20 protein-coding genes are annotated in these 20030 nt (G+C 53.3%); 10 read left to right on the top strand and 10 right to left on the bottom strand.

The genetic code is table 11. The annotated features are described in order from the left end of the window. Positions 1 to 6: 6 nt before the first annotated feature. Positions 7 to 453, top strand: coding sequence for an STY0301 family protein (locus FFS57_RS11735; protein WP_137937981.1), 447 nt, complete (start codon positions 7 to 9; stop codon positions 451 to 453). Between the two features lie 73 nt (positions 454 to 526). Here the strand turns inward: FFS57_RS11735 and pssA are convergent, their stop codons facing one another. Beyond that, positions 527 to 1144: a CDP-diacylglycerol--serine O-phosphatidyltransferase gene (gene pssA / locus FFS57_RS11730; RefSeq protein ID WP_137937980.1), complete on the bottom strand. Its 618-nt coding sequence runs from the start codon at positions 1142 to 1144 to the stop codon at positions 527 to 529. A 165-nt stretch (positions 1145 to 1309) separates the two neighbouring features. After that, a complete protein-coding gene (locus FFS57_RS11725; RefSeq protein ID WP_137937979.1) occupies positions 1310 to 2809 on the bottom strand; it encodes an alanine/glycine:cation symporter family protein in 1500 nt (499 codons plus the stop codon). Between the two features lie 385 nt (positions 2810 to 3194). Between FFS57_RS11725 and FFS57_RS11720 the strand changes: the two genes are divergently transcribed. Together FFS57_RS11720 and FFS57_RS11715 are read left to right on the top strand one after the other, a co-directional pair. Beyond that, positions 3195 to 4556, top strand: coding sequence for an RICIN domain-containing protein (locus FFS57_RS11720; protein WP_137937978.1), 1362 nt, complete (start codon positions 3195 to 3197; stop codon positions 4554 to 4556). Between the two features lie 426 nt (positions 4557 to 4982). Then, positions 4983 to 5723, top strand: a complete 741-nt coding sequence (locus tag FFS57_RS11715; protein ID WP_137937977.1) for a substrate-binding periplasmic protein — start codon at positions 4983 to 4985, stop codon at positions 5721 to 5723. A 475-nt stretch (positions 5724 to 6198) separates the two neighbouring features. Here FFS57_RS11715 and FFS57_RS26095 read toward each other — a convergent pair whose 3' ends face one another. Continuing rightward, positions 6199 to 6327 carry a hypothetical protein gene (locus tag FFS57_RS26095; RefSeq protein ID WP_283204911.1) on the bottom strand — a complete coding sequence of 43 codons (129 nt, stop codon included), beginning with the start codon at positions 6325 to 6327 and terminating at the stop codon, positions 6199 to 6201. Between the two features lie 38 nt (positions 6328 to 6365). Then, complete coding sequence (locus FFS57_RS25205) at positions 6366 to 6539, bottom strand: hypothetical protein (protein ID WP_171013866.1); 174 nt, start codon at positions 6537 to 6539, stop codon at positions 6366 to 6368. Positions 6540 to 6756: 217 nt separating this feature from the next. Between FFS57_RS25205 and msrB the strand changes: the two genes are divergently transcribed. From msrB to FFS57_RS11695, 4 genes are all read left to right on the top strand, one after another. Further along, a complete protein-coding gene (msrB, locus tag FFS57_RS11710; protein ID WP_137937976.1) occupies positions 6757 to 7158 on the top strand; it encodes a peptide-methionine (R)-S-oxide reductase MsrB in 402 nt (133 codons plus the stop codon). Between the two features lie 8 nt (positions 7159 to 7166). After that, positions 7167 to 9347, top strand: a complete 2181-nt coding sequence (locus FFS57_RS11705) for a patatin-like phospholipase family protein (RefSeq protein ID WP_137937975.1) — start codon at positions 7167 to 7169, stop codon at positions 9345 to 9347. 24 nt (positions 9348 to 9371) lie between these two features. Beyond that, positions 9372 to 10256, top strand: coding sequence for a polyphosphate kinase 2 family protein (locus FFS57_RS11700; RefSeq protein ID WP_137937974.1), 885 nt, complete (start codon positions 9372 to 9374; stop codon positions 10254 to 10256). A 192-nt stretch (positions 10257 to 10448) separates the two neighbouring features. Then, positions 10449 to 11003 (top strand): GNAT family N-acetyltransferase, encoded by a 555-nt coding sequence (locus FFS57_RS11695; RefSeq protein WP_137938028.1) that lies wholly within the window; start codon positions 10449 to 10451, stop codon positions 11001 to 11003. A gap of 511 nt (positions 11004 to 11514) precedes the next feature. On the opposite strand, the gene fabI is transcribed toward FFS57_RS11695, so the two are convergent. From fabI to FFS57_RS11680, 3 genes are read right to left on the bottom strand one after another with little or no spacing between them, the layout of a single operon-like run. Then, positions 11515 to 12291 (bottom strand): enoyl-ACP reductase FabI, encoded by a 777-nt coding sequence (gene fabI / locus FFS57_RS11690; protein WP_137937973.1) that lies wholly within the window; start codon positions 12289 to 12291, stop codon positions 11515 to 11517. Positions 12292 to 12306: 15 nt separating this feature from the next. Then, positions 12307 to 13494 carry an acetate/propionate family kinase gene (locus FFS57_RS11685; RefSeq protein ID WP_137937972.1) on the bottom strand — a complete coding sequence of 396 codons (1188 nt, stop codon included), beginning with the start codon at positions 13492 to 13494 and terminating at the stop codon, positions 12307 to 12309. A gap of 3 nt (positions 13495 to 13497) precedes the next feature. After that, positions 13498 to 14871, bottom strand: a complete 1374-nt coding sequence (locus FFS57_RS11680) for a bifunctional enoyl-CoA hydratase/phosphate acetyltransferase (RefSeq protein ID WP_137937971.1) — start codon at positions 14869 to 14871, stop codon at positions 13498 to 13500. Here FFS57_RS11680 and FFS57_RS11675 point away from each other — a divergent pair. The 3 genes from FFS57_RS11675 (at position 14870) to FFS57_RS11665 (ending at position 17450) form a co-directional block, all read left to right on the top strand. Beyond that, positions 14870 to 15148 carry a hypothetical protein gene (locus tag FFS57_RS11675; RefSeq protein ID WP_137937970.1) on the top strand — a complete coding sequence of 93 codons (279 nt, stop codon included), beginning with the start codon at positions 14870 to 14872 and terminating at the stop codon, positions 15146 to 15148. The two genes, FFS57_RS11680 and FFS57_RS11675, sit on opposite strands and share 2 nt — an antisense overlap. A gap of 410 nt (positions 15149 to 15558) precedes the next feature. Further along, positions 15559 to 16890, top strand: coding sequence for a M1 family metallopeptidase (locus tag FFS57_RS11670; RefSeq protein WP_171013864.1), 1332 nt, complete (start codon positions 15559 to 15561; stop codon positions 16888 to 16890). A gap of 14 nt (positions 16891 to 16904) precedes the next feature. Beyond that, positions 16905 to 17450 carry a GNAT family N-acetyltransferase gene (locus FFS57_RS11665; RefSeq protein WP_137937968.1) on the top strand — a complete coding sequence of 182 codons (546 nt, stop codon included), beginning with the start codon at positions 16905 to 16907 and terminating at the stop codon, positions 17448 to 17450. Between the two features lie 3 nt (positions 17451 to 17453). On the opposite strand, the gene FFS57_RS11660 is transcribed toward FFS57_RS11665, so the two are convergent. The 3 genes from FFS57_RS11660 to FFS57_RS11650 all read right to left on the bottom strand — a co-directional run bounded on the left by FFS57_RS11660 (position 17454) and on the right by FFS57_RS11650 (position 19827). After that, positions 17454 to 18059 carry a class I SAM-dependent methyltransferase gene (locus tag FFS57_RS11660; RefSeq protein ID WP_137937967.1) on the bottom strand — a complete coding sequence of 202 codons (606 nt, stop codon included), beginning with the start codon at positions 18057 to 18059 and terminating at the stop codon, positions 17454 to 17456. A gap of 144 nt (positions 18060 to 18203) precedes the next feature. Further along, on the bottom strand, positions 18204 to 19490 hold the full coding sequence (locus FFS57_RS11655) for an acyl-CoA desaturase (RefSeq protein ID WP_137937966.1): 1287 nt from the start codon (positions 19488 to 19490) through the stop codon (positions 18204 to 18206). After that, positions 19483 to 19827, bottom strand: coding sequence for an ArsR/SmtB family transcription factor (locus FFS57_RS11650; RefSeq protein ID WP_137937965.1), 345 nt, complete (start codon positions 19825 to 19827; stop codon positions 19483 to 19485). Before FFS57_RS11650 ends, FFS57_RS11655 begins: the two co-directional genes overlap by 8 nt. Positions 19828 to 20030: the final 203 nt, after the last annotated feature.

Below are 20030 nucleotides of genomic sequence, written 5' to 3'. Positions count from 1 at the left end.
ATCAGCATGCTCATCTCTTGCCACCTTCCGCGATTGGCCTCACTTGGCTTGGTAATGCTTATCTCCGCACAAACAGCGACAGCGCAAAACTATACCTGCCCCGAGTTCCTTGAGGTCAAAGCCAGTGCAGAATCACCAGGTGCTCCATGGGAAATCACTCAGGACAAAGGATCACGTGGTGCCACGCTGGCTACAGCACGTTTCTATGATGGACCACCTGCCGACATGGCCAATCTGGCACCAGACCAAAGCACGCAGAACAAGCGCGAACGCAAATCAATTTGGCACTTTGCAGCCAGCAAACCACGCAAGATCTGGGTGGCTTGTAGCTATCACCAGACTGACTTGATGGCGACACAAGCCTTACCCGACCACATCACCCAATGTCAGATAACCGAGCAGTTGCTAGCAAATGGTAGTGTATTGAAGATAACGGGGATCAGCTGTCGCTGACATGGTTCGTCAGACATAACCCACAGATCGGCTGACCACAAAACAATCAAGGCGCCTTACGGCGCCTTGTTGACTACAGTTTGGGAATCTTGATCCGACTGATCATCAACGACCCCGATATGGCGAACACCAATACCAACGGGTGTAACTGGAAACCAAATAGCACGTTGACACCCAGCCACATCTGCTCGTTCAGTGCGCCCTCTGCGGCTGCCCATGCCATCATTCCCACCAATACGATGGAAGTTGGGATAGGCGTCCCCTCAAAGTACTGAACCTTATCGCCACCTTCTGCAAGTTTTTCTGCCGTGATGTTGTAACGCGCCAAACGCGATACACCACATGCGACAAAAAACACCAGCACAATGCGGTCATACAGACCTTGCATCCCGCAGCCATAAGCAATCACCGCTGGCGCGACGCCAAACGAAATGACATCGGCCAGCGAATCCAGTTCACGCCCCATGGCCGAACTTTGTTGCCGCCAACGAGCAATCCGCCCATCCAGCACATCAAACAACAACGCTAACGGGATCAGGCCGCAGGCGAAATAAAGATGCACGACATCTTGGGTCTGCAGATAGGTCATCACGGCAAACAAGGCACCTACACCGCAAAACGCATTACATAGGGTAAACCAATCCGCCAGATGGAATTCCCGAATCATTGAAAAAGGTTTGGGATGAGACATGAAATTGCCCGAAAAATGACATCGGGCATTATGGTATTCCAATTTCGGGGCAACCTGATACATTGATCAGCATTGGCGTGGGTTGAATCGCCACGTCATGATCGAAAAAAAGCCGGGGCATCGCCCCGGCTGGATTCAACACTCACTACCCTTTGGGTGATTGGATCAGCGCGTATTCAACGCTTCCTTGAGCTTTTTGGCTTCGACTTCCGGCTGTGCCTCACCGCGCTTGGCAATTTCATGCCATAACTCAGCATTCTTGATCCCCAATGCATCTGGGTTAAAGATCGGTTTCTTACCAGCCTTGCGCTGTGCTTCATAGTCACGCAAGCAGGCCAGCGCTGGTTTTTGCAGGATCAAAATGGCAATGATGTTGAGCCAAGCCATCACACCGACACCAATATCGCCCATGTCCCAAGCCATGCTGGCACTCTTGATACCCCCATAGGTTACCGAGGCAATCATCACCACCTTCAAGACAAAGCTCAATGCTGGCAATTTCAACTTGCGGTTGAGATAAGCCAGATTGGTTTCGGCCATATAGTAGTAAGCCACGATGGTGGTGAAAGCGAAGAACATCAGCGCAATCGCAACCACACTGGCGCCAAATCCTGGCATCACCGATTCAACAGCTGCCTGGGTAAAGCCAGGGCCAGGGCCCATACCAGGAATATGGTTCGCCAACATGGTCTTGCCATCTGGGCCAATGGTATTGAACTGCCCAGTGGAGAGCATCATGAAAGCCGTAGCCGAGCACACCAACAAGGTATCGACATAAACAGAGAATGCCTGCACATAACCTTGCTCTGCCGGATGAGATACCTCAGCTGCCGCTGCCGCATGTGGGCCACTACCCTGCCCTGCTTCATTCGAATACACGCCGCGTTTTACACCCCACTGTACGGCCAAACCAAGCACGGCACCAAAACCCGCTTCCAGACCCAATGCACTCTTCAGGATCAATCCGAATACAGCAGGTATCTGCTGCACATTGATGATCATGATCACCAATGCAATCAAGATATAACCCAGCGCCATGAAGGGCACCACCACTTCGGCAAAAGCAGCGATCCGTTTCACACCACCAAAGATGATGAAACCCAGCACAACGGCAATAGCACAGGCACTGACTGAAGGTTCAACGCCCCAGGCATTCTGGATACCAGAAGCAATGGTGTTGGACTGCACCCCAGGCATCAGCAAACCCATACCAATCACAGTGGCAATGGCAAAGATCCATGCATACCATTTCTGGCCCATGGCTTTTTCAATATAGTACGCCGGGCCACCACGATACTGGCCGTTACTGTCAACTTCCTTGTACACCTGTCCCAGTACGGATTCAACGTAAGCCGTTGCGGCACCGAGGAAAGCCATTACCCACATCCAGAACACAGCACCGGGTCCACCGAAATAGATTGCGGACGCCACACCGGCAATGTTTCCTGTACCCACACGACCAGACAGCGACATCGCCAATGCCTGAAACGAGGACACGCCGGCATCGGATTTCTGGTTACGGAACATCAGGCGGATCATTTCCTTGAAGCCGCGGACCTGCATGAAGCGGGTACGGATCGAAAAATACAGCCCGACGGCCAGGCACAGGTAAATCAGTGCGGGGCTCCAGACGATATCGTTGATCTGTTTGATAATTTCATTCATTACAACTTCCCATCCTTGAATTGGCTTGGTGCGCTTTTTGTTGAGGTTGTGCTGTTTTTAGCGCGAAGGGTGGATCATCCGGATTGAGGAGTGCACAACAATTAAGGGTTTCCCCTATGGCGAGATAATCAAAAACGCCAAATGGCCGCATATTCTACCTTGGCATCGACATTCACTTGACATATTGTAAACGTTTTCATATAGGATTACGCTATTGCACCGTCGTTATTTACCGGCGCAGTTGCAATCCCTGCCAGATCACATGCAGCCACATCAGGCAGGCGTAGCAGCCTGTTTGCTTGTTTGTCGAATCCACATGGTCGACAAATCTTACGAACAGGCTGAGTGCAGTTGACCATGTCAACCACCAAGGAGGCGCTACACCATGCAATCCCGCAATGCATTCGCATCAACTCGGCCCACTCTGCTTATTGGTTTTGGACTGGTCATGCTGACTGGTTCCGTACAGGCTATCGACAATGGCCGTTACACCATCAAAAGTCAGCACAGCCAGCTTTGTGTCGACATTCTGGCCGCCGGCCGGAACGATGGAGTCAACGTCCAGCAATACACCTGCAATAGCACAGGCGCACAAGCCTTCGACATCGTGAATGTCGACAATGGTTTTGTTCGCATCACCAACGCCAACAGTGGCAAGGTATTGGATGTGCAAGGTGTTTCAATGGCAGATGGCGGCAATATCCAGCAGTGGACCAATTTCAATGCCCCGAATCAGCAGTTTCGCATTGTGCCGCTCAGCGGCGGGCGTTACGAAATTCGCGCACGTCACAGCAACAAATGCCTGGATGTTGCGGAATTCAGTACTCAGCCGGGTGGCAACATTCAGCAATGGGCCTGCAATACGGGCCAGACCAACCAAACCTGGTATATCGATAGAAGTAATTGGGGAAATGGCGGCGAAGATGATTTCAAGAACCCACCAGATGATCCCGACCGAGTTGAAATCGGTGTCAAGAACGGTTGCAGCTTTCCGATCTGGATTCATGGCGCCGGGGAACAGGCCGTATTACAACCCGATCGCGCCGTACTCAACCCAAATCAGGTTCGGTGGTATCTGGCCCCCAAGCGCTGGACAGCAGCCCGGGTGACAGCGTTCTCAGGCGGGCCACATAGTGAGGAGCTGGAAAAAGCGGAAATGACATTTCTGGACAAGCCTAGTGGACCTGAACTGAATTACAACGTCACCTATGTAGACTGGTTAGGCCTACCGATCAAGGTGCAAGGTGTTGGCGATGGGGCGGATTGCCGGACTGCGTCCTGCGAGATACCGCAAAGCCAAGTACTCAGCAGTTGCCCGGATGGACTGCGAGAAGGCAACAAATGTATTGCACTGCGAACCTACTGCCTTAATCCCGTCAATCAAGCCAAGGAAGTCTGCAATCGTCTGAATGACCAGATTGCTCGCTGCACCAACAACAAACCTGGCTGCGAAGGTGCGCGTCATGCCAAGACACCAGAGGTCTATGCTTGCTCTGGCGCTTTCGCAGAAAACCCGAAATGGTGCGCCGCCCTCAACCGCAACATGCTGGATGCCCCGGACAGCACCGACATCAATCGCTATTACCGTGGCTGGCCATACAATACCTACGCCAAATGGGTACACGATGTCTGCCCTGGTCTGTATGCCTTCCCATATGACGACTATCCGTCCAATGCCGGTCAAAGCGGATTTCATAGTTGCACGCAAGGCAAGCGGTTGCAGATCACTTTTTGCCCCAAAGGCTGACCTGCACAGGTAACACACCGTCCCTGGGACGCCTTGCGCTTATCAGGGACGGATTGTCGCACTGAGAACCTGTTCAAGATCTGTGATGAGCGGCCACCAGCGGGGTGAAGCGCAGCGCAAAAACCGGCGTGTAGGTGTGATACATGAGGATGTTGAGTAGCACATGAGCCACGATCGTGGTCGCGCAATAAGACATTGAATAGGTGCTAAGGGATCTGAGTAGCGAAACGGATCAGGCTGCATTGCTGCATCATTGCGGGCTGATACCGGTATCTCCCCTGCTCAGCGATACTCTGCCACCTTTGGTGATTTACCAGGATACCGCGATCCGGCATGATGCTGACATGGCGGTATGTCATGCATAAAACTGGCAATTTCCACCAAATCATTTAATCTAAATATGCACATATTCACTTATTTAGATTGATGATGGTTCGCAAGCTGCTCTGTTGCCTTTGTATCATGCTATGCGGTGGCTGGCTGCATGCCGCCGACTTCAACGCCTATACCGAAGATCTGCCACCATTGAATTATGACGAGGGAGGCAAGGTAACCGGCTTCAGTACCGAGTTGCTGAAAATGGTGATGGCAGATGCAGGCATGGCCGTGAAAATCACCCTGCTGCCTTGGGCTCGCGCAACACTATTGGCGCAACAAGACCCGGATGGCGTGCTGTATACGCTGACCCGCACCAAGGAACGCGAGGACCAATATCTATGGTTGGGGCCAATCAGTCGTCGCAGGATAGTTCTGCTGAAACTGGCCAGTCGACCAGAAGTGGACCCCGTATCCATCGAAGATGCCAAGCGATTTCGAGTTGGTGCCATTTTCGAATCAGCCACCATGAAACGGTTGGTGCAGCTTGGTTTCACCGAGGGCAATACGCTGGATGTCGCCCCCTCTGATAACTCTAACTTCAAAAAGTTGCTCGCCAAGCGCGTGGACATGATCGCGATTCTCGACTGGGCTGCTGCTTGGCAGGCCAGACAACATCAGCTCCCCTACCCTTCTCTCTCCCCTGCCTTGACGCTGGATGACAGCAGCGATTACTACTTTGGCGTCAACAAGGCGGCCGACATGGATAAAGTAGACAGATTGCGGACTTCACTGGAAAAGCTCCGTCGTAATGGCAGCATTGATGCACTACGTGCACGCTATTTTCAATAGCAACACCAGCTGGCAGACCTAATTGCGGGCTTGAGTTTACCAGCCGCGGTCGGCGTAGTACCTGACACGTGACCTTAATAGAGCCTGATCACCATCACTTGAACAACTCAGTTTGCCAGCCCACTACGGTAACAGTTGGCAATCTCGTCCATAATACCGGCGCGGCGAAGCCGCTCAAACGCATGGCCGAGTTTCTGCACAGCCGGCTCTGGAGGGCCCTACGATGCGCCCAATGACACCACCCAATCCTCACCAACGGCAAATGGGCTGATCTTGAACTCTACCGGATCCAATCCAGCGCATTGATAAACAAAGAGGATCAACAAATCCGCTGCCAACCAAGCATCAATGAACCCAGCATGCAGTCGACGGGTATTGACTTCTTCCCCGTTTGCGAATAACCGACCCGCGTCAACCCCAAACCCGCCAAACGGCAGTGATACCGCATTTGCCTTCAACGTACCAAAAACAGGGATCAGGCACTCGATAGATCAGCCGGTGGTTTAGCCGTTGTGGGAGCAAACACGTAACGGTAAAGAAACAACGGCACCACCCAGCGATATCGGGCTTCACGCGGTTCCGTCCGAGTCAGCGGAATGATCATACAGGCTCACCCTGCAAAGCCAATGCCTGGGCACGCGACTAACTCATCACCTCGATCTGGGGCTGGATTGCTTCCTGTTTTTCCAAGGGTCGCAACATATCGACAACAATGTCTTGCGGCTGTCGCGGCTCCTCGTAACTGAACGGTATCACGTCACCTGCCAGTACACGATAGGTCTCGGCATTGGTGATGCGATGCCAGCATTGCGGCAATCAGCCCTAACGATGCAAACGGACATTTCATTTCAAGTACGCAGGGGCAGACAGCTGCAGTCAAGCCCATTGTCATGGCAAACACTTAATCAGGATATCCTGGAATTCGGAATTGATATCGGTCAAGTGAATGCATGTTTATAATCAAGGCAACCCACCCATTTGGCTGTAGCCCGCATACAGGCTGCAGTTCGACAGCAACATACCGGAGCCCTGCGTGAGCGACCCGACAAATGACAAGGACTGGCGAGCCAAGCTCAGCCCGGATCAATACCGTATTCTGCGAGAATGCGGTACCGAGCCACCCTTTAGCGGCAAGTACTATCACCATCACGAACTTGGTACCTATCGTTGCGCAGGTTGCGGTGCCGAACTGTTCTCATCTGATTCCAAATATGAGTCGGGATCCGGCTGGCCCAGTTTCTTTTCGGCGATGAATCCGGCGGCCATCCGTCAGATTGAAGACCACAGTCACGGTATGCACCGCACGGAAATTCGCTGTGCCAAGTGCGATGGACACCTTGGTCATGTGTTCCCCGACGGACCCGCACCAACGGGTCTCCGTTATTGTGTGAATTCTGTCGCGCTGGATTTTTCCGTCGCCAAACAAACCGACTGAGCGCACGCATGCCTGTGTTCCGCTTTGTGTGTAGTGCCCTGTTTTTTGCTGTATTCAGCTTGGCCAGCCATGCCATGGCTCGTCAGCAGGTTGGACTGGTTCTGGGTGGTGGTGGTGCACGCGGCCTTGCCCACGTTGGCGTGATCAAAACCCTGGAACGTTATCGTGTCCCCATCGATTGCATCACTGGTACCAGTGCGGGTGCCCTGGTCGGGGGGATGTACGCCTCCGGCATGCCGATTGACGAGATCGAAAAACGCATGAAGGAAGCAATGTGGGACGATCTCTTCGATAGCCGGTTGAAGCGGCAGGATGAAGACTACCGTCGTAAGCGTGAAGATCGTACCTATATGCTCAAATTCGAGCTGGGAGTGAACAATGGTGAGATTCGCCTGCCACGTGGGGCAGTCAATACAGAAAAAATCGAACTGTTCATTCGTGAACTGACCCAAAGTGTGGGGCCGGAAAGTTTCGATAAACTGGCGGTCCCCTATCGTGCCATTGCGACAGATCTGGAAAGTGGCGAACTGTATGAGTTCTCCAAAGGAGACTTGGCCCTGGCCATGCGGGCTAGCATGTCAGTGCCTGGTGCCTTCGAGCCCGTCATGGTCAACGACCGGCTATTGGTGGACGGCGGCTTGGCACGCAACCTGCCGGTCGACAATGCCCGGCAACTATGCCAGCCCGATGTCGTGATCGTAGTCAATGTGGGCAGCCCTGCATTGAAGCGCGAGGACTTGGGCTCGATCGTCGGGGTCATGCAGCAAATGGTCGACCTGGGTATCAACAAAAACGTGCGGGAACAGCTGGCCAGCCTGAAACCCACCGACATCCTGATCTCACCGTTGCTAGGTGATATCACATCGACAGATTTCTTCCGGGTTGCCGAGATCATTCCCAAAGGTGAACAAGCTGCTGAACTGGTAAAAGAACGCTTTCTGCCCCTGCAACTATCCGAAGCCGACTATATCCGCCATCTCAGCACCCGGCTTGCCTACCGTGAACCAATCGGCAAGGTTGACGAGATTCGCATTGCGGCCACTGGCAAAGTCAATATCGAAGCAATTGCCGCCAAGGTGAACCAGATGCCAGGCGAGCCAATCGACCAACCCAGGCTGCACCGTGAGTTACTCAATCTGTATGGCAGTGGCGATTTTGACAGTGTCGATTACCAAATCGAACGCGAAGGCCATCGCCGGGTATTGCGCATCCACCCACAAGAAAAATCGGAAGGTCTGGATACCCTGCGCTTTGGCTTGGGCTTGTCCGCCACTTCCCACGACGTATCGAGCTTTACCTTGGCAACTGCCTATCGCAAGAAATGGGTCAATTCACTGGGAGCGCAATGGAAGAGCGAGGTCTCGATCGGACGCCGGCTTGGATTCTCCACCGAATGGTATCAACCCTTGGCAGTTGGCAGCCGTTGGTTCGTCGCCCCGGAATTACGCACTGAGCGCCGCCTGAGCAAGATCTATCAAAATGGTGATGCCTATGCCGAATTCTCAGAACGTGACACCATTGTCCGTGTCGACCTGGGCCTGAATCTGGATGACTATGGTGAATTGCGGATCGGCCCCTATGCCGGCAGAACCAATGCCCACGTCACGGTCGGCCCACCGGATAGTGGCAGCGAAAAAGCACGACTGGCCGGGGTCCATGTTGATCTGACCCTAGACAAAGTCGACAACCCCAGCTTCCCCAATGATGGTTGGCAAACCCATTGGAACTACCGTCGCTCTGTTCCCGCCATGGGAGCGGACACCCGCTACGAAAGGCTGGAGATCGGCTGGGAAAGTGCCATCTCGGTCAATCAGCATGTATTGCAGTTGGCCGCACGCGGGGGCACATCGATGGGTTCACGCCTGTTGCCAACCGAGGCATTTACGCTCGGCGGCTTCGCCAACCTGTCCGGCTATGCACCAGACGAGTTTCGTGGCGAACGTCTAAGCTATGGCCGGGCTACCTACATGTGGCGCATTCCAGTGAAATTTGCCAAGTCGTTGTATATGGGTGCATCGGCCGAAATTGGTCGTGTCGAAGACAGTTCACTGGGACTGGGAACGCGGGGTGTGAAATCATCGCTGGGCCTGCATGTCGGGCTGGATACATTTCTGGGCCCGCTCTACCTAGGATACGGCCATGGTGAAAAGGGTCGCAATGCCGTGTACCTGTTTTTGGGTTCCTACTGACCCTCCCCAATCCAAAGGATCATCATGAAGCTCGATAAACTGATCAAACGTTATCGCATTCAGAACAGTAAAGGCTTCAAGCTGGACGAGATCAACCCGGGGGATACGGCAGGTCTGGAATCGGAATTCCGTGAAGAGGCCAAGAACCTGCTACAGCGAAGTATCACCGAACTGGCCGAATTGCAGGATAAGCTTTACGCCCACAATGAATGGTCATTGCTGCTGGTGTTTCAAGCCATGGATGCAGCGGGCAAGGACAGTACCATCAAGCAGGTGATGTCGGGCATCAACCCGCAAGGGTGCGAAGTCCACTCATTCAAGGCCCCCACGTCAGAAGAGCTGGACCATGATTTCATGTGGCGCAGCATGCGGCGCTTGCCTGAGCGTGGCCGCATCGGCATCTTCAACCGTTCATATTATGAAGAAGTCCTGGTGGTACGGGTTCACCCAACGCTGCTGGACAAGCAGCAATTGCCAACCAAATTGGTCACCAGACGCATCTGGGATGAACGATGTGACGATCTCCGCCACTTCGAGGATTACCTGGGCCGTAATGGCACGATGATCCGCAAATTCTTTCTACATGTATCCAAGGATGAGCAGAAACGCCGCTTCTATGAACGTTTGAACAACCCAGAGAAAAACTGGAAGTTTTCTGCAGCCGACATCGCCGAACGCCAACACTGGGACGACTATATGCACGCCTACGAACAGGCAATCCGCGCCACAGCCACCCCTCAAGCTCCCTGGTTTGTAGTGCCAGCGGACAACAAGTGGTTTACCCGGCTGGTAGTGATCGGCGCAATTATCGATGCACTCAAAGACATGAAGCTGAGTTACCCGACACTTGCCGCGACAGAGCGGGAAGCATTGACCACTGCTCGCCAACAGTTGGATACAGAAACCTGACAGGCGCCTTATATTTAATCAATACCGAATTTAATTATCCGTACAAATACTTGGCAATACCTTCCACGCCCTCATCCACAGCATCTGTGGATGAAATCGGGTGAGTTTGATGTGCAATGATCTGATTCTGATTGGCGTGTAAAACCACGTATCCAGGCAGCCACTGTCAAACCTTCCCACGTTTTCATGACTATGACACCCTTTCCCGAATTACACACTGCGCGCCTTATCCTGCGTGAAATTACGCACAACGATACCCCTGCTCTCTATGCCATTCATAGCGACCCAGTATTGATGCGCTGGTTTGGTAGCGACCCATTGCCCGATGTCCAAGCAGCCCACCAACTGGTCGATACCTTTGCCAGTTGGCGCACCCTTCCCAATCCCGGTACCCGCTGGGGCATCCAACAACATGGCGAGACTAACCTGATTGGAAGTTGCGGGCTGTTCAACTGGCATCGCCCGTGGCGAAAATGTTCCGTCGGTTATGAACTGGCCATGCAGCATCAGGGCCAAGGCTATATGCGTGAAGCAATGCAGGCGATATTGAGCTGGGGCTTTGAACAGATGTCGCTGAATCGTATTGAGGCACAAATCCATCCACAGAACCATCCATCGATCAAACTTGCCAGAACACTGGGCTTTGTGGAGGAAGGCTGCTTTCGTGAGGGAGCTTATTGGGGCAGTCAGTTTCACGACATGCTGCAATGGTCACTGCTGCGGCGGGATTTTTTACTGACTGATTGAACCACCCCTGCCTGCCCATTTTTCAGTCAATCTGAAATTTTTCTTTCATCAGAATGACTTGACCAGGCAATTCGCATAGTTGTCCACAGCGAATGTGGATGGATGCAGAGTTGAACCTAGGCAGGCTCCCTATTCGAAGGATCAGTCACGGCTCAGCAGGCCAGATGGTGCGGACATAGCCCACACTGGCGGGTCATCCACAATCACTGTGGACAAAATGATGAACTCAGGCACCAAGCCATTGAGGCAGCAACCCTTTTCAGCATCGCTCAAATTTCAGACAACTCGGTAATATCGCTCGGTATGGTGTGCATCACATTACGATGTCCACTAGATTGCGGCATCGCAACATCTTTGCCTATTTTTTAATCACACAGGAATTCACATTACAGAATAATAACTTGCCACCACAATTCAAACCTTTTTCCACAAGCAATGTGGATGACACAGTGATGTCAATGATGTGATCAAACCTGCCGGGCATCGCGATAGGCCACACCCAGCGTGACCATCAAGCCATGATGTGGTGCCCGGCATCAATATACTGGACCGATCCAGTGATCAATCGGGCTGCTGGTGTGCATAAGTAGGCAGCGGCATGGCCAACATCATCGATATCGACCAGATCCTGTTCTGGTGAGCGCTGCATGGCGTCGTACAATAGTTCATCGAAATCCTGCAGCCCACTGGCGGCACGTGTGCGGATCGGACCTGGTGACAGCGCGTGCACACGGATTCCCATCGGCCCCAGTTCATAGGCCAGATAACGTACCGATGCCTCCAATGCTGCCTTCACCGGCCCCATCAGTTGGTAATTCTGCACCACCTTGTTGGCCCCCAAGTAACTCATCGCCAGTAGGGTACCGCCATCTGGCATCAGTGGCTCGGCCAGCTTGGCCATACGTATGAACGAGTGGCAGGACACATCCATCGCCCGTAAAAATCCATCAACCGAGCTGTCGGTCAATCGGCCATGCAAATCCGCAAGGGGAGCCCAGGCAATTGAATGCACCACCATATCCAAACGGCCCCAATATTGACGAACCTCATTGAATACCGCTTCCAGTTGACCTGGAATGCTTACATCCAGTGGCAACAGCAATGGTGCGTTGATGTGTTCAGCCAATGGCTTCACATGAGGTAAGGCCTTCTCGTTCAAATAGGTCAATGCCACCTCCGCCCCCAGCTTGTGGAACACGCGGGCACATCCCCAGGCAATGGAGTGTTCATTGGCAACGCCAACAACCAGGGCCTTGCTACCTGCCAGTGTCAGGCAAGGAATATTCATTCCGGTCAAGTCCTTTCAATGTTCGGTGGAATCCAGCAGCAACCAGGATCGAACATGTTCGGCAATCACTGCTTCTTCATCAGTCGCCATCACCCGTACCATTACTTTACTGCCCGGTGGAGAAATGATTGGCGCATGGGCATTGTTCAGGTCCGGGTCGATCGCTACGCCCAGCCAAGCCGCACGCATGGCAATCTGTGCTCGAATCGGTGCGGCATGTTCACCGATCCCCCCCGTGAAGATCAAGGTATCCAGCCCTTGTAGTGCTGCGGCGAGCGACCCAAGTTGCCGACCAGCACGATAGCAGAACATGGCAACAGCCCGTTTGGCTGACTCCACATCACTCGCCAGCAGATCTCGCATATCCGACGACAGACCGGACACCCCCAATAGGCCGGATTCACGATACAGTAGGTGTTCCAGTGCAGTGTGATCCATCCCCTGCGCCATCAGATACAGCAACACCCCGGGATCGAGATTTCCGCAGCGGGTGCCCATCATCAGGCCATCCAGCGCAGTGAAACCCATACTGCTGGCCACACTTTTACCCCCCTCAATGGCACACATGCTGGCACCATTGCCCAGATGTGCCACCACCAGCTTGCCTTGTGCATGCTGCGGAGCAATATCCTGTAGCCGGCTGGTGATGTAATCATAAGACAGGCCATGAAAACCATAAGCTCTTACGCCCTGACGGGTGATATGGTCTGGCAAGGCATAAAGTTGGGCCAACGCCGGCTGGCTACGGTGAAAGGCGGTATCGAAGCAGGCAATTTGCGGTAGTGTCGGGTAATGATTGGTGATGGCCTGAATCGGAATCAGATTGCCAGGCTGATGTAAGGGGGCCAGTGGGATCAGCGCTTGCAGGCGGATCATGACTTCACCATCGATACGCACCGGCGAAATGAATTCCGTACCGCCATGCACCACCCGATGGCCAACCGCCTTCAGTTCGATTTCATTCAATGTCGACAACCAGGCGAGCAACCAGCGGCTGGGGGCCAGCGCCGGATCTCCGGCTGGCAAGGCTACCTGTTGATTGATCAATTCATTCCCGTGCTGATCCACTACCCGTGCATGGGGCTTTTTGGGTAGGCCGTCCAGAATACCGCGCCAGAGCGGGTCTGGTAATGTATCGTCAACCGTGTAGATAGCAAATTTCAGGCTGGATGAACCAGCATTGACCACCAACAAGCCATCCATGGCTCATTCCTCAACAGTTGGGCGACGGGCATGCGCCACCAATGCCATGATGGCAGCAGAGGCCAGACGCGAACGCACACTGTCGGCACGACTGGTCAGTACAATCGGTACCCGTGCACCGACAACCACCCCCGCAATATCGGCCCCCGCAAAATACGCCATATTCTTGGCAAGCATATTCCCGGCCTCCAGATCTGGTGCGACCAGAATATCTGCTTGGCCAGCCACGGGTGACACAATACGCTTGGTACGGGCTGCTTCAATGCTGATGGCGTTGTCGAAAGCGAGCGGGCCATCCAGTATGCCACCAGTAATCTGCCCCCGATCGGCCATTTTGCATAGTAGAGCGGCATCCATGGTCGACGGAATTTTCGAATTGACCACCTCGGTTGCCGACAAAATTGCGACCTTGGGTTCAGGAATACCCAGAATGTGTGCCAGATCGATAGCGTTTTGCACGATATCGATCTTCTCTTCAAAAGCCGGTGCAATGTTGATGGCCGCATCGGTCACCAGCAGTGGCCGCGAGTAGGCTGGCACATCCAGTACAAACACATGACTGATACGTCGGCCGGTTCTCAGGCCCGTGGCACTGGGCACCACGGCGGCCATCAATTCATCGGTATGTAGCGAACCTTTCATCAACGATTCAACAAGGCCATTGCGCGCCAGCTCGACAGCGGCCATCGCTGCAGCGTGACTATGTTCGGTGTGCAGCATCTCAATGCCATCCAGGCTCGCACCAGCTGCCTCGGCAGTGGCTCGAATCTTGGCCTGTGGCCCTACCAGAATCGGCCGAATCAAACCATGGCGCGCCGCCTCCAGCGCACCCAGCAGGGAATCACGATCGCAAGGGTGAACAATTGCGCAGCTGACCGCCTCTCTTGTCTTGCAGGATTCCAGCAAATGGGCAAAACCATCATGGCGATGCAGCGTGATTTCCGGCAACGATTCGTGCTCGCTGACAATTCGCTCACGTGGTGCCCGAACCCAAACATGGCCATACAGTAAAGTCGAACCATGTTGATTGCGACAACCGACACGAAACAGGGCCAAGCCGGTCTCGGCATCGACTTCTGACAATTCTGCATCGCAATCGATCTCGTCCCCTACCATGACCATGCCAGCTGACCGCAGGTCGTGCCGCATCACTTCGCTGCCAGCCCCTGGCATGCGGTTGCAGATCAACCACAGCACCAACGCCACACAGCCACTGGCATGGGCAGCCACATGCCCTTCGCCTGCAGGTCGTATCTGCTCGCTATCAATCTCGCCCCCCATCAGCGCAAACAACTCTATATCGTTGACCGTCAGACGACGCATCGTTTCAGCACGCTGACCGGGCCGCAGACCTTCTAGTGGATAGTTTTCAGTCATGCTCACCTTTTCCATACCGTCGGTTACCCTTCATATAGCAGTATTCGATGACATTTTTGCATTGCACAAGAAAACAATCCTTGCGTCAGCGCAACAATACAGCGCATCAGCAGCAGATTGTCTGCTCACAACATGTAGTACCACTGGTATTCATAAAATCAACGGCATATCTGCGCCACAGGCTGGCAAAAGGAAGATTGCCGAGGTTACTGTTGAAACATTCAAACAAACGGTGGACAACCTCGTCAGCACTGCTGCCTCCACTGTTGTCCTCTAGGCAAGATCAAGCCGAAAGTGTGTCTTGGCGAAGCACGAATGATGGATAGCTACTCAACATTTCCAGCACTGAATCGACTTTTACCTACAAACCATGTGAATTTAAATCAGGCAAAATCAATCGGGAATGCAATCGCGCCAAGACCCCATGGCTGACGGTACCAAGACTGAAGAAGTATTGGATGATGATGCCTGCTTGTGCAAGCCAAGCAGCTATTTGCACCAATACGGTCTGAATGGACCGAGGTGGTGGTCTTACACCCAATACAACAGGCCAACCAGATCCACACACGAAAACGTATATCGCTCCGCTTGGTTTACCATTCAGACGCTTCGCCAACAGTACATATCCGATGACTTGCAATGACGGCGCCTAAAGCAGTTGGGCACCCCCCCTATCCACCTGAAACAATGACACCAATACATCGCACCCCATGGTTGATCATCCTGGCCTTGCTGACAGGCTGCACCAGCTTGCCGCATCCAGAAGGCAACATCGATATTCTCCATTATCAGCTGCAACTGACACCTGACCTGCTTACCCAGCACCTTCAAGGGGAACTAACGGTCACATTCACCAGTACGGCATCTCAAATCCAGCTGGATGCGGGTGAGCTGAACATCGACAACATTACCAACCACAACCACCAGACACTGGCTTTCAGCAAGCAAGGAAGACGTCTTGTCGTCAGTCTACCTGCATCAACCGAAAACCCGCATACGCTCACCATTCGATATCAAGGACAACCTAAAGCTGGGTTGTACTTCTCCCCCGCAGCACAGCAGATCTACACCGCATTTTCCACCAGTGACTGGATGCCCTGCGTGGATGATCCAAGTGATCGGGCCACATTGAACCTGACGCTGATTTTGCCAAGCGGCCTGAAAGCCGCCGCCAATGGCCAGCATCACACCACCCGCCCCTTATCAGGTGATCGTATCGCCAGCGAGTGGCGACAAACAGCACCGATGCCCAGCTACCTCTATGGTTTTACCGCTGGCCTGTATCGTGAAGTCAGGGCACATCATGCGCACGTACAGCTCCGTTATCTTGGCTCAGCCAATTTTGACGAACAGGCACTGCGACAGGTGTTTGCCGACACGCCAACCATGTTGCGCTTTTTTGAAGATAAGGCAGGCATCCCCTACCCTGGTCAACATTACACACAGGTATTGGCAGCAGGCAAAGTAGCCCAGGAGCTGAATCACATCGCCATGTTGGATGAAAGTTACGGCAAGCGTGTGCTTGCCAACGAAAAGAAGATCTGGCTGGGCGCGCATGAGCTAGCCCATCAATGGTGGGGGAACGGCCTGACCAACCGTCGCTGGACCGAAATGTGGCTCAATGAGGGTATCGCCAGCTTCATGACTGCCGCCTATCTGGAATATCGCTTCGGCCGCGAGGAATACTTGCGTCACATCGACAGCGCCCGTACTTCGTACGAGCATGTTCGCGAACGAGGTGAAGACAAGCCGCTGATTTTCTCCGACTGGCTAAACCCTAGTGCCAATGACCGTGCGTTGGTGTATGACAAAGGAACCTATGTCGTCCACATGCTGCGAGAGCATTTGGGTGACACAATCTTTTGGCATGGCCTGCGTCACTATACCCAACGTTATTGGGGTTTGTCGGTCACCACCAACGATTTCAAGGCAGCGATGGCGCAGGCCAGCGGGCAGGATCTCACCCCGTTCTTCGCGAAATGGGTCTACCATGCACAGTCCCAGCAACCCAAAGCATGACACCAAGGATCGATATGGATACATCCACCCACAACACCATCCTGCATACTGCTCGCCTCACCTTGCGCCCACTCACTGTTGATGATGCTGCGTTCATCATGGCCTTGGTCAACGATCCGGACTGGCTGCACTTCATTGGCAGCCGCGATGTGCATTCGCTGGACGATGCCCGCCGATATATTCAAGATGGCCCAATGGTCAGCTATGTACAGCATGGCTTTGGCATGTATCTGACTGAACGGACCGAGGATGGTACGCCATTGGGACTATGTGGGTTGATCCGTCGTGACACACTGCCGGATATTGATATCGGCTATGCCTTCCTGCCGGCCAGTCGCGGTCATGGCTATGCTCGGGAAGCTACCCAGAGCATGTTGCATCATGCACAGCACACCTTGAAGCTGACCAGATTACTGGCCATTACCTCACCGGACAATCAGCGTTCGATACGTCTGCTGGAACACATCGGAATGACCTACGAACGCGACCTGATGTTGCCAGGGGACGATGAGCTGACCAGCTTGTTCTCCATCAGTTTTATGAACGCCAGTCAAAGCTGAGTGCTATTTCTTGGGTGTGACCATCATGCGGATTTCAAGGGCGGGATAAATCCATGCCCAACGTCGCTCATAAACCTCCATTGCAGCGAACCAGCGATTGAGGACTGCTCGCAGTGCCGGCACCAGTAAGCGGTCAAACAGATTGCTCCGCGAAAACACCAGTCGTCGTTCCAGCAATTTGAAACGTGCCTGGGAATAATAGCTGGGCACCTTGCGCCCGATCTGGTCTTCGCGATCCATGAAGTAGCCGATGGTGTAAATGCCCCAGGGACGAACATGGGTTGGATCGGAGTAATACAGGGGGCTGGAAAAATGTGGCACGATGATCTCCAGCATCGCATCTGGCCGACAGACTCTGTGCAGTTCTTCCATCAGCCCCAATAAATTGGTGACATGCTCCAGCACATGGCTGGTATAGACCGCACTAACGCAGTTATCTGGCAACAGGGATAATGGCGCATTCAGATCCGCCACAATATCCACCTCAGGCAACGCCACCAGATCAATATTGAAATAACCGTCCCGACGCGTGGTACCCCCACCAACGTTCAACTTGATCGGGGCACCGGACTGCAAAGCTGCCTGTACTGCTGGGTTGAGTATTTTCATGGTTGTTGTGCAGTGAGGATGGGATCGGAAACTGCAACACCCGGCATGATCATCATGTTAAGCGCGGCAGCAGGCTGCAGATCATGCCATCGTGTTGCACCTCACCACAATCCTTACCCACGAAAATTGCTTTATGAAAGCCGCTCAGGCCGGCAATTCGACCCAACTACGCACCGTTTCAACCATGCATGCCACCGGAAGCAATACGATCGCGGCCCCGCGGAACAATCCACCTCGATCAAACCACACCAAACAAATCGCAGGCAATCCATCAATTCTTTGCTCACCGACTTGTAGCGAGACACGTCGGCTGGTCCGCTTTATGCTGAAGGGAATCCGTTCACCCACCAGCCATCGCAGCTGACTTGGCGATAAATTGGCTACCGGGCCAGAGATGGTGGGTGTTGCCCTCTGCGCATGTGCCGACCACTCTCGCATTACCCCCCACAATACGGACCACTGCCTTGTGGCTGGTAACGTGAGAGATGTTCCCGCTCGTTGCACCATGGACATTGCATCAACATGGCAAGGCTGCAAAACGGCACGATGAGGCAGATCGGCAGGCAGACGAATACCCCATACCCACCCTACCCTCGCCATCAATTTCAATGCCCACCAACCCGGATCCCATTCACCGGGTGCCAACCCCAGCTTGGCAGAACCAGGGAAAGCATGATGATTGTTGTGCCAACACTCCCCCATGGTTAGCAATGAGACCAAGTGAATGTTATGCCCCTGTACTGCGGCACCCGTTACTTCAAAATGCATGTCACCCTGATTGTGTGCAAAATAACCAACCAACCAGTGTCCGAATACGCCCGCCGTGATGCGTGCACATACCCCCCAGAACACAAAGGCCCATCCGCCCAGCATGTAAAGCACAATGGCGGGCGGTAACTGTTGCCACATCCAGGTCCGTTCCAGAAATTGATAGAAACGATCATTGGCAACACGTGGTTCCAGATTCAGTTTCGGCGGTCGATCCAGAATCAGTTCGCAATTCAACTGCCACCATGCATCTCGCCAGAACACGTTGCGGTGACGCAGGTAGTCGTGGCAATCGGGCAGCCGTTGCGCAAAGTCGCGCAGATCATGTTGTCGCAACAACCCCAAAGGCCCCGACAACCCTACCTGTACCCCCATATAAACCAATGTGTACTCCAGCCAGCGCGGGCATTGGTAACTGTCGTGAATCAACTTGCGATGGCTGCCCAATGAATGTCCAAACAGCAATACAGCCGCAGTGCTCGCCAGAAACACGCCAAATGCCGACCAGCTCCATGTCAGACTACCGCCAATCAGCGTTGCGAACAGCATACCGGTAAACCAAAATGATTTCGCGGGTGCCCATTTGACTGATCCTTGCACCACATCCGTTTCATGTTGTACTTGGACCCGGTGGTGCTTAGGTATGACTTGGAGGTCAGACATGATCACCTTTCAGTTCATCTTTATGCTGCTGTGACAATTCACGGGATTCACGTTTCAACTCGTTACCCACAGGGCAAAGTTCGAAGGCATAGCCCATCAGACTGTTCACCAGACTGTCGCGATTCAAGCGGTACATCACAAACTGTCCGCGCCGTTCACTGGTAACCAATCCAGCTGTCTCAAGTACCGAAAGGTGCCTCGATATTGCCGGCGTGCTCATTGAAAAACGGGTAGCCAGATCAGACGTCGATAGCTCGGCTTCCGTCAGATAAGCCAAAATCTGCCGTCTGGGCCCTGATGCCAACGCTTCAAAAATGCGGTCTAGAGATTGTGTCATTTTAACTATTAACTAATTTGTTAATAGATTTATACATGACAATGAACTGACAGGTCAAGTATCTGATTTCGTAAAAACCAGAATATGCGCATGTCCCGTCCTGGCTTGACTTATCATGCGGCATTCCTGCGTCACGACTGGCCTGTGGTGTCAAGAACAGTAGTCTGAAGCACGCTACGGACAGGTTGATACGCCATTTCATT

The organism is Chitinivorax sp. B (assembly GCF_005503445.1).
Lineage (GTDB): Bacteria > Pseudomonadota > Gammaproteobacteria > Burkholderiales > SCOH01 > Chitinivorax.
Note: the sequence above shows the minus strand (reverse complement) of the source record. Positions and strands in the feature narration are given on the sequence as shown.

Coding starts and splice junctions, on each gene's coding strand:
- FFS57_RS11735 (WP_137937981.1), top strand. CDS start 7: ATGCTCATCTCTTGCCACCTTCCGCGATTGGCCTCACTTGGCTTGGTA.
- pssA (WP_137937980.1), bottom strand. CDS start 1,144: ATGTCTCATCCCAAACCTTTTTCAATGATTCGGGAATTCCATCTGGCG.
- FFS57_RS11725 (WP_137937979.1), bottom strand. CDS start 2,809: ATGAATGAAATTATCAAACAGATCAACGATATCGTCTGGAGCCCCGCA.
- FFS57_RS11720 (WP_137937978.1), top strand. CDS start 3,195: ATGCAATCCCGCAATGCATTCGCATCAACTCGGCCCACTCTGCTTATT.
- FFS57_RS11715 (WP_137937977.1), top strand. CDS start 4,983: ATGATGGTTCGCAAGCTGCTCTGTTGCCTTTGTATCATGCTATGCGGT.
- FFS57_RS26095 (WP_283204911.1), bottom strand. CDS start 6,327: ATGATCATTCCGCTGACTCGGACGGAACCGCGTGAAGCCCGATATCGC.
- FFS57_RS11705 (WP_137937975.1), top strand. CDS start 7,167: ATGCCTGTGTTCCGCTTTGTGTGTAGTGCCCTGTTTTTTGCTGTATTC.
- FFS57_RS11700 (WP_137937974.1), top strand. CDS start 9,372: ATGAAGCTCGATAAACTGATCAAACGTTATCGCATTCAGAACAGTAAA.
- FFS57_RS11695 (WP_137938028.1), top strand. CDS start 10,449: ATGACACCCTTTCCCGAATTACACACTGCGCGCCTTATCCTGCGTGAA.
- fabI (WP_137937973.1), bottom strand. CDS start 12,291: ATGAATATTCCTTGCCTGACACTGGCAGGTAGCAAGGCCCTGGTTGTT.
- FFS57_RS11685 (WP_137937972.1), bottom strand. CDS start 13,494: ATGGATGGCTTGTTGGTGGTCAATGCTGGTTCATCCAGCCTGAAATTT.
- FFS57_RS11675 (WP_137937970.1), top strand. CDS start 14,870: ATGCTCACCTTTTCCATACCGTCGGTTACCCTTCATATAGCAGTATTC.
- FFS57_RS11680 (WP_137937971.1), bottom strand. CDS start 14,871: ATGACTGAAAACTATCCACTAGAAGGTCTGCGGCCCGGTCAGCGTGCT.
- FFS57_RS11670 (WP_171013864.1), top strand. CDS start 15,559: ATGACACCAATACATCGCACCCCATGGTTGATCATCCTGGCCTTGCTG.
- FFS57_RS11665 (WP_137937968.1), top strand. CDS start 16,905: ATGGATACATCCACCCACAACACCATCCTGCATACTGCTCGCCTCACC.
- FFS57_RS11660 (WP_137937967.1), bottom strand. CDS start 18,059: ATGAAAATACTCAACCCAGCAGTACAGGCAGCTTTGCAGTCCGGTGCC.
- FFS57_RS11655 (WP_137937966.1), bottom strand. CDS start 19,490: ATGTCTGACCTCCAAGTCATACCTAAGCACCACCGGGTCCAAGTACAA.
- FFS57_RS11650 (WP_137937965.1), bottom strand. CDS start 19,827: ATGACACAATCTCTAGACCGCATTTTTGAAGCGTTGGCATCAGGGCCC.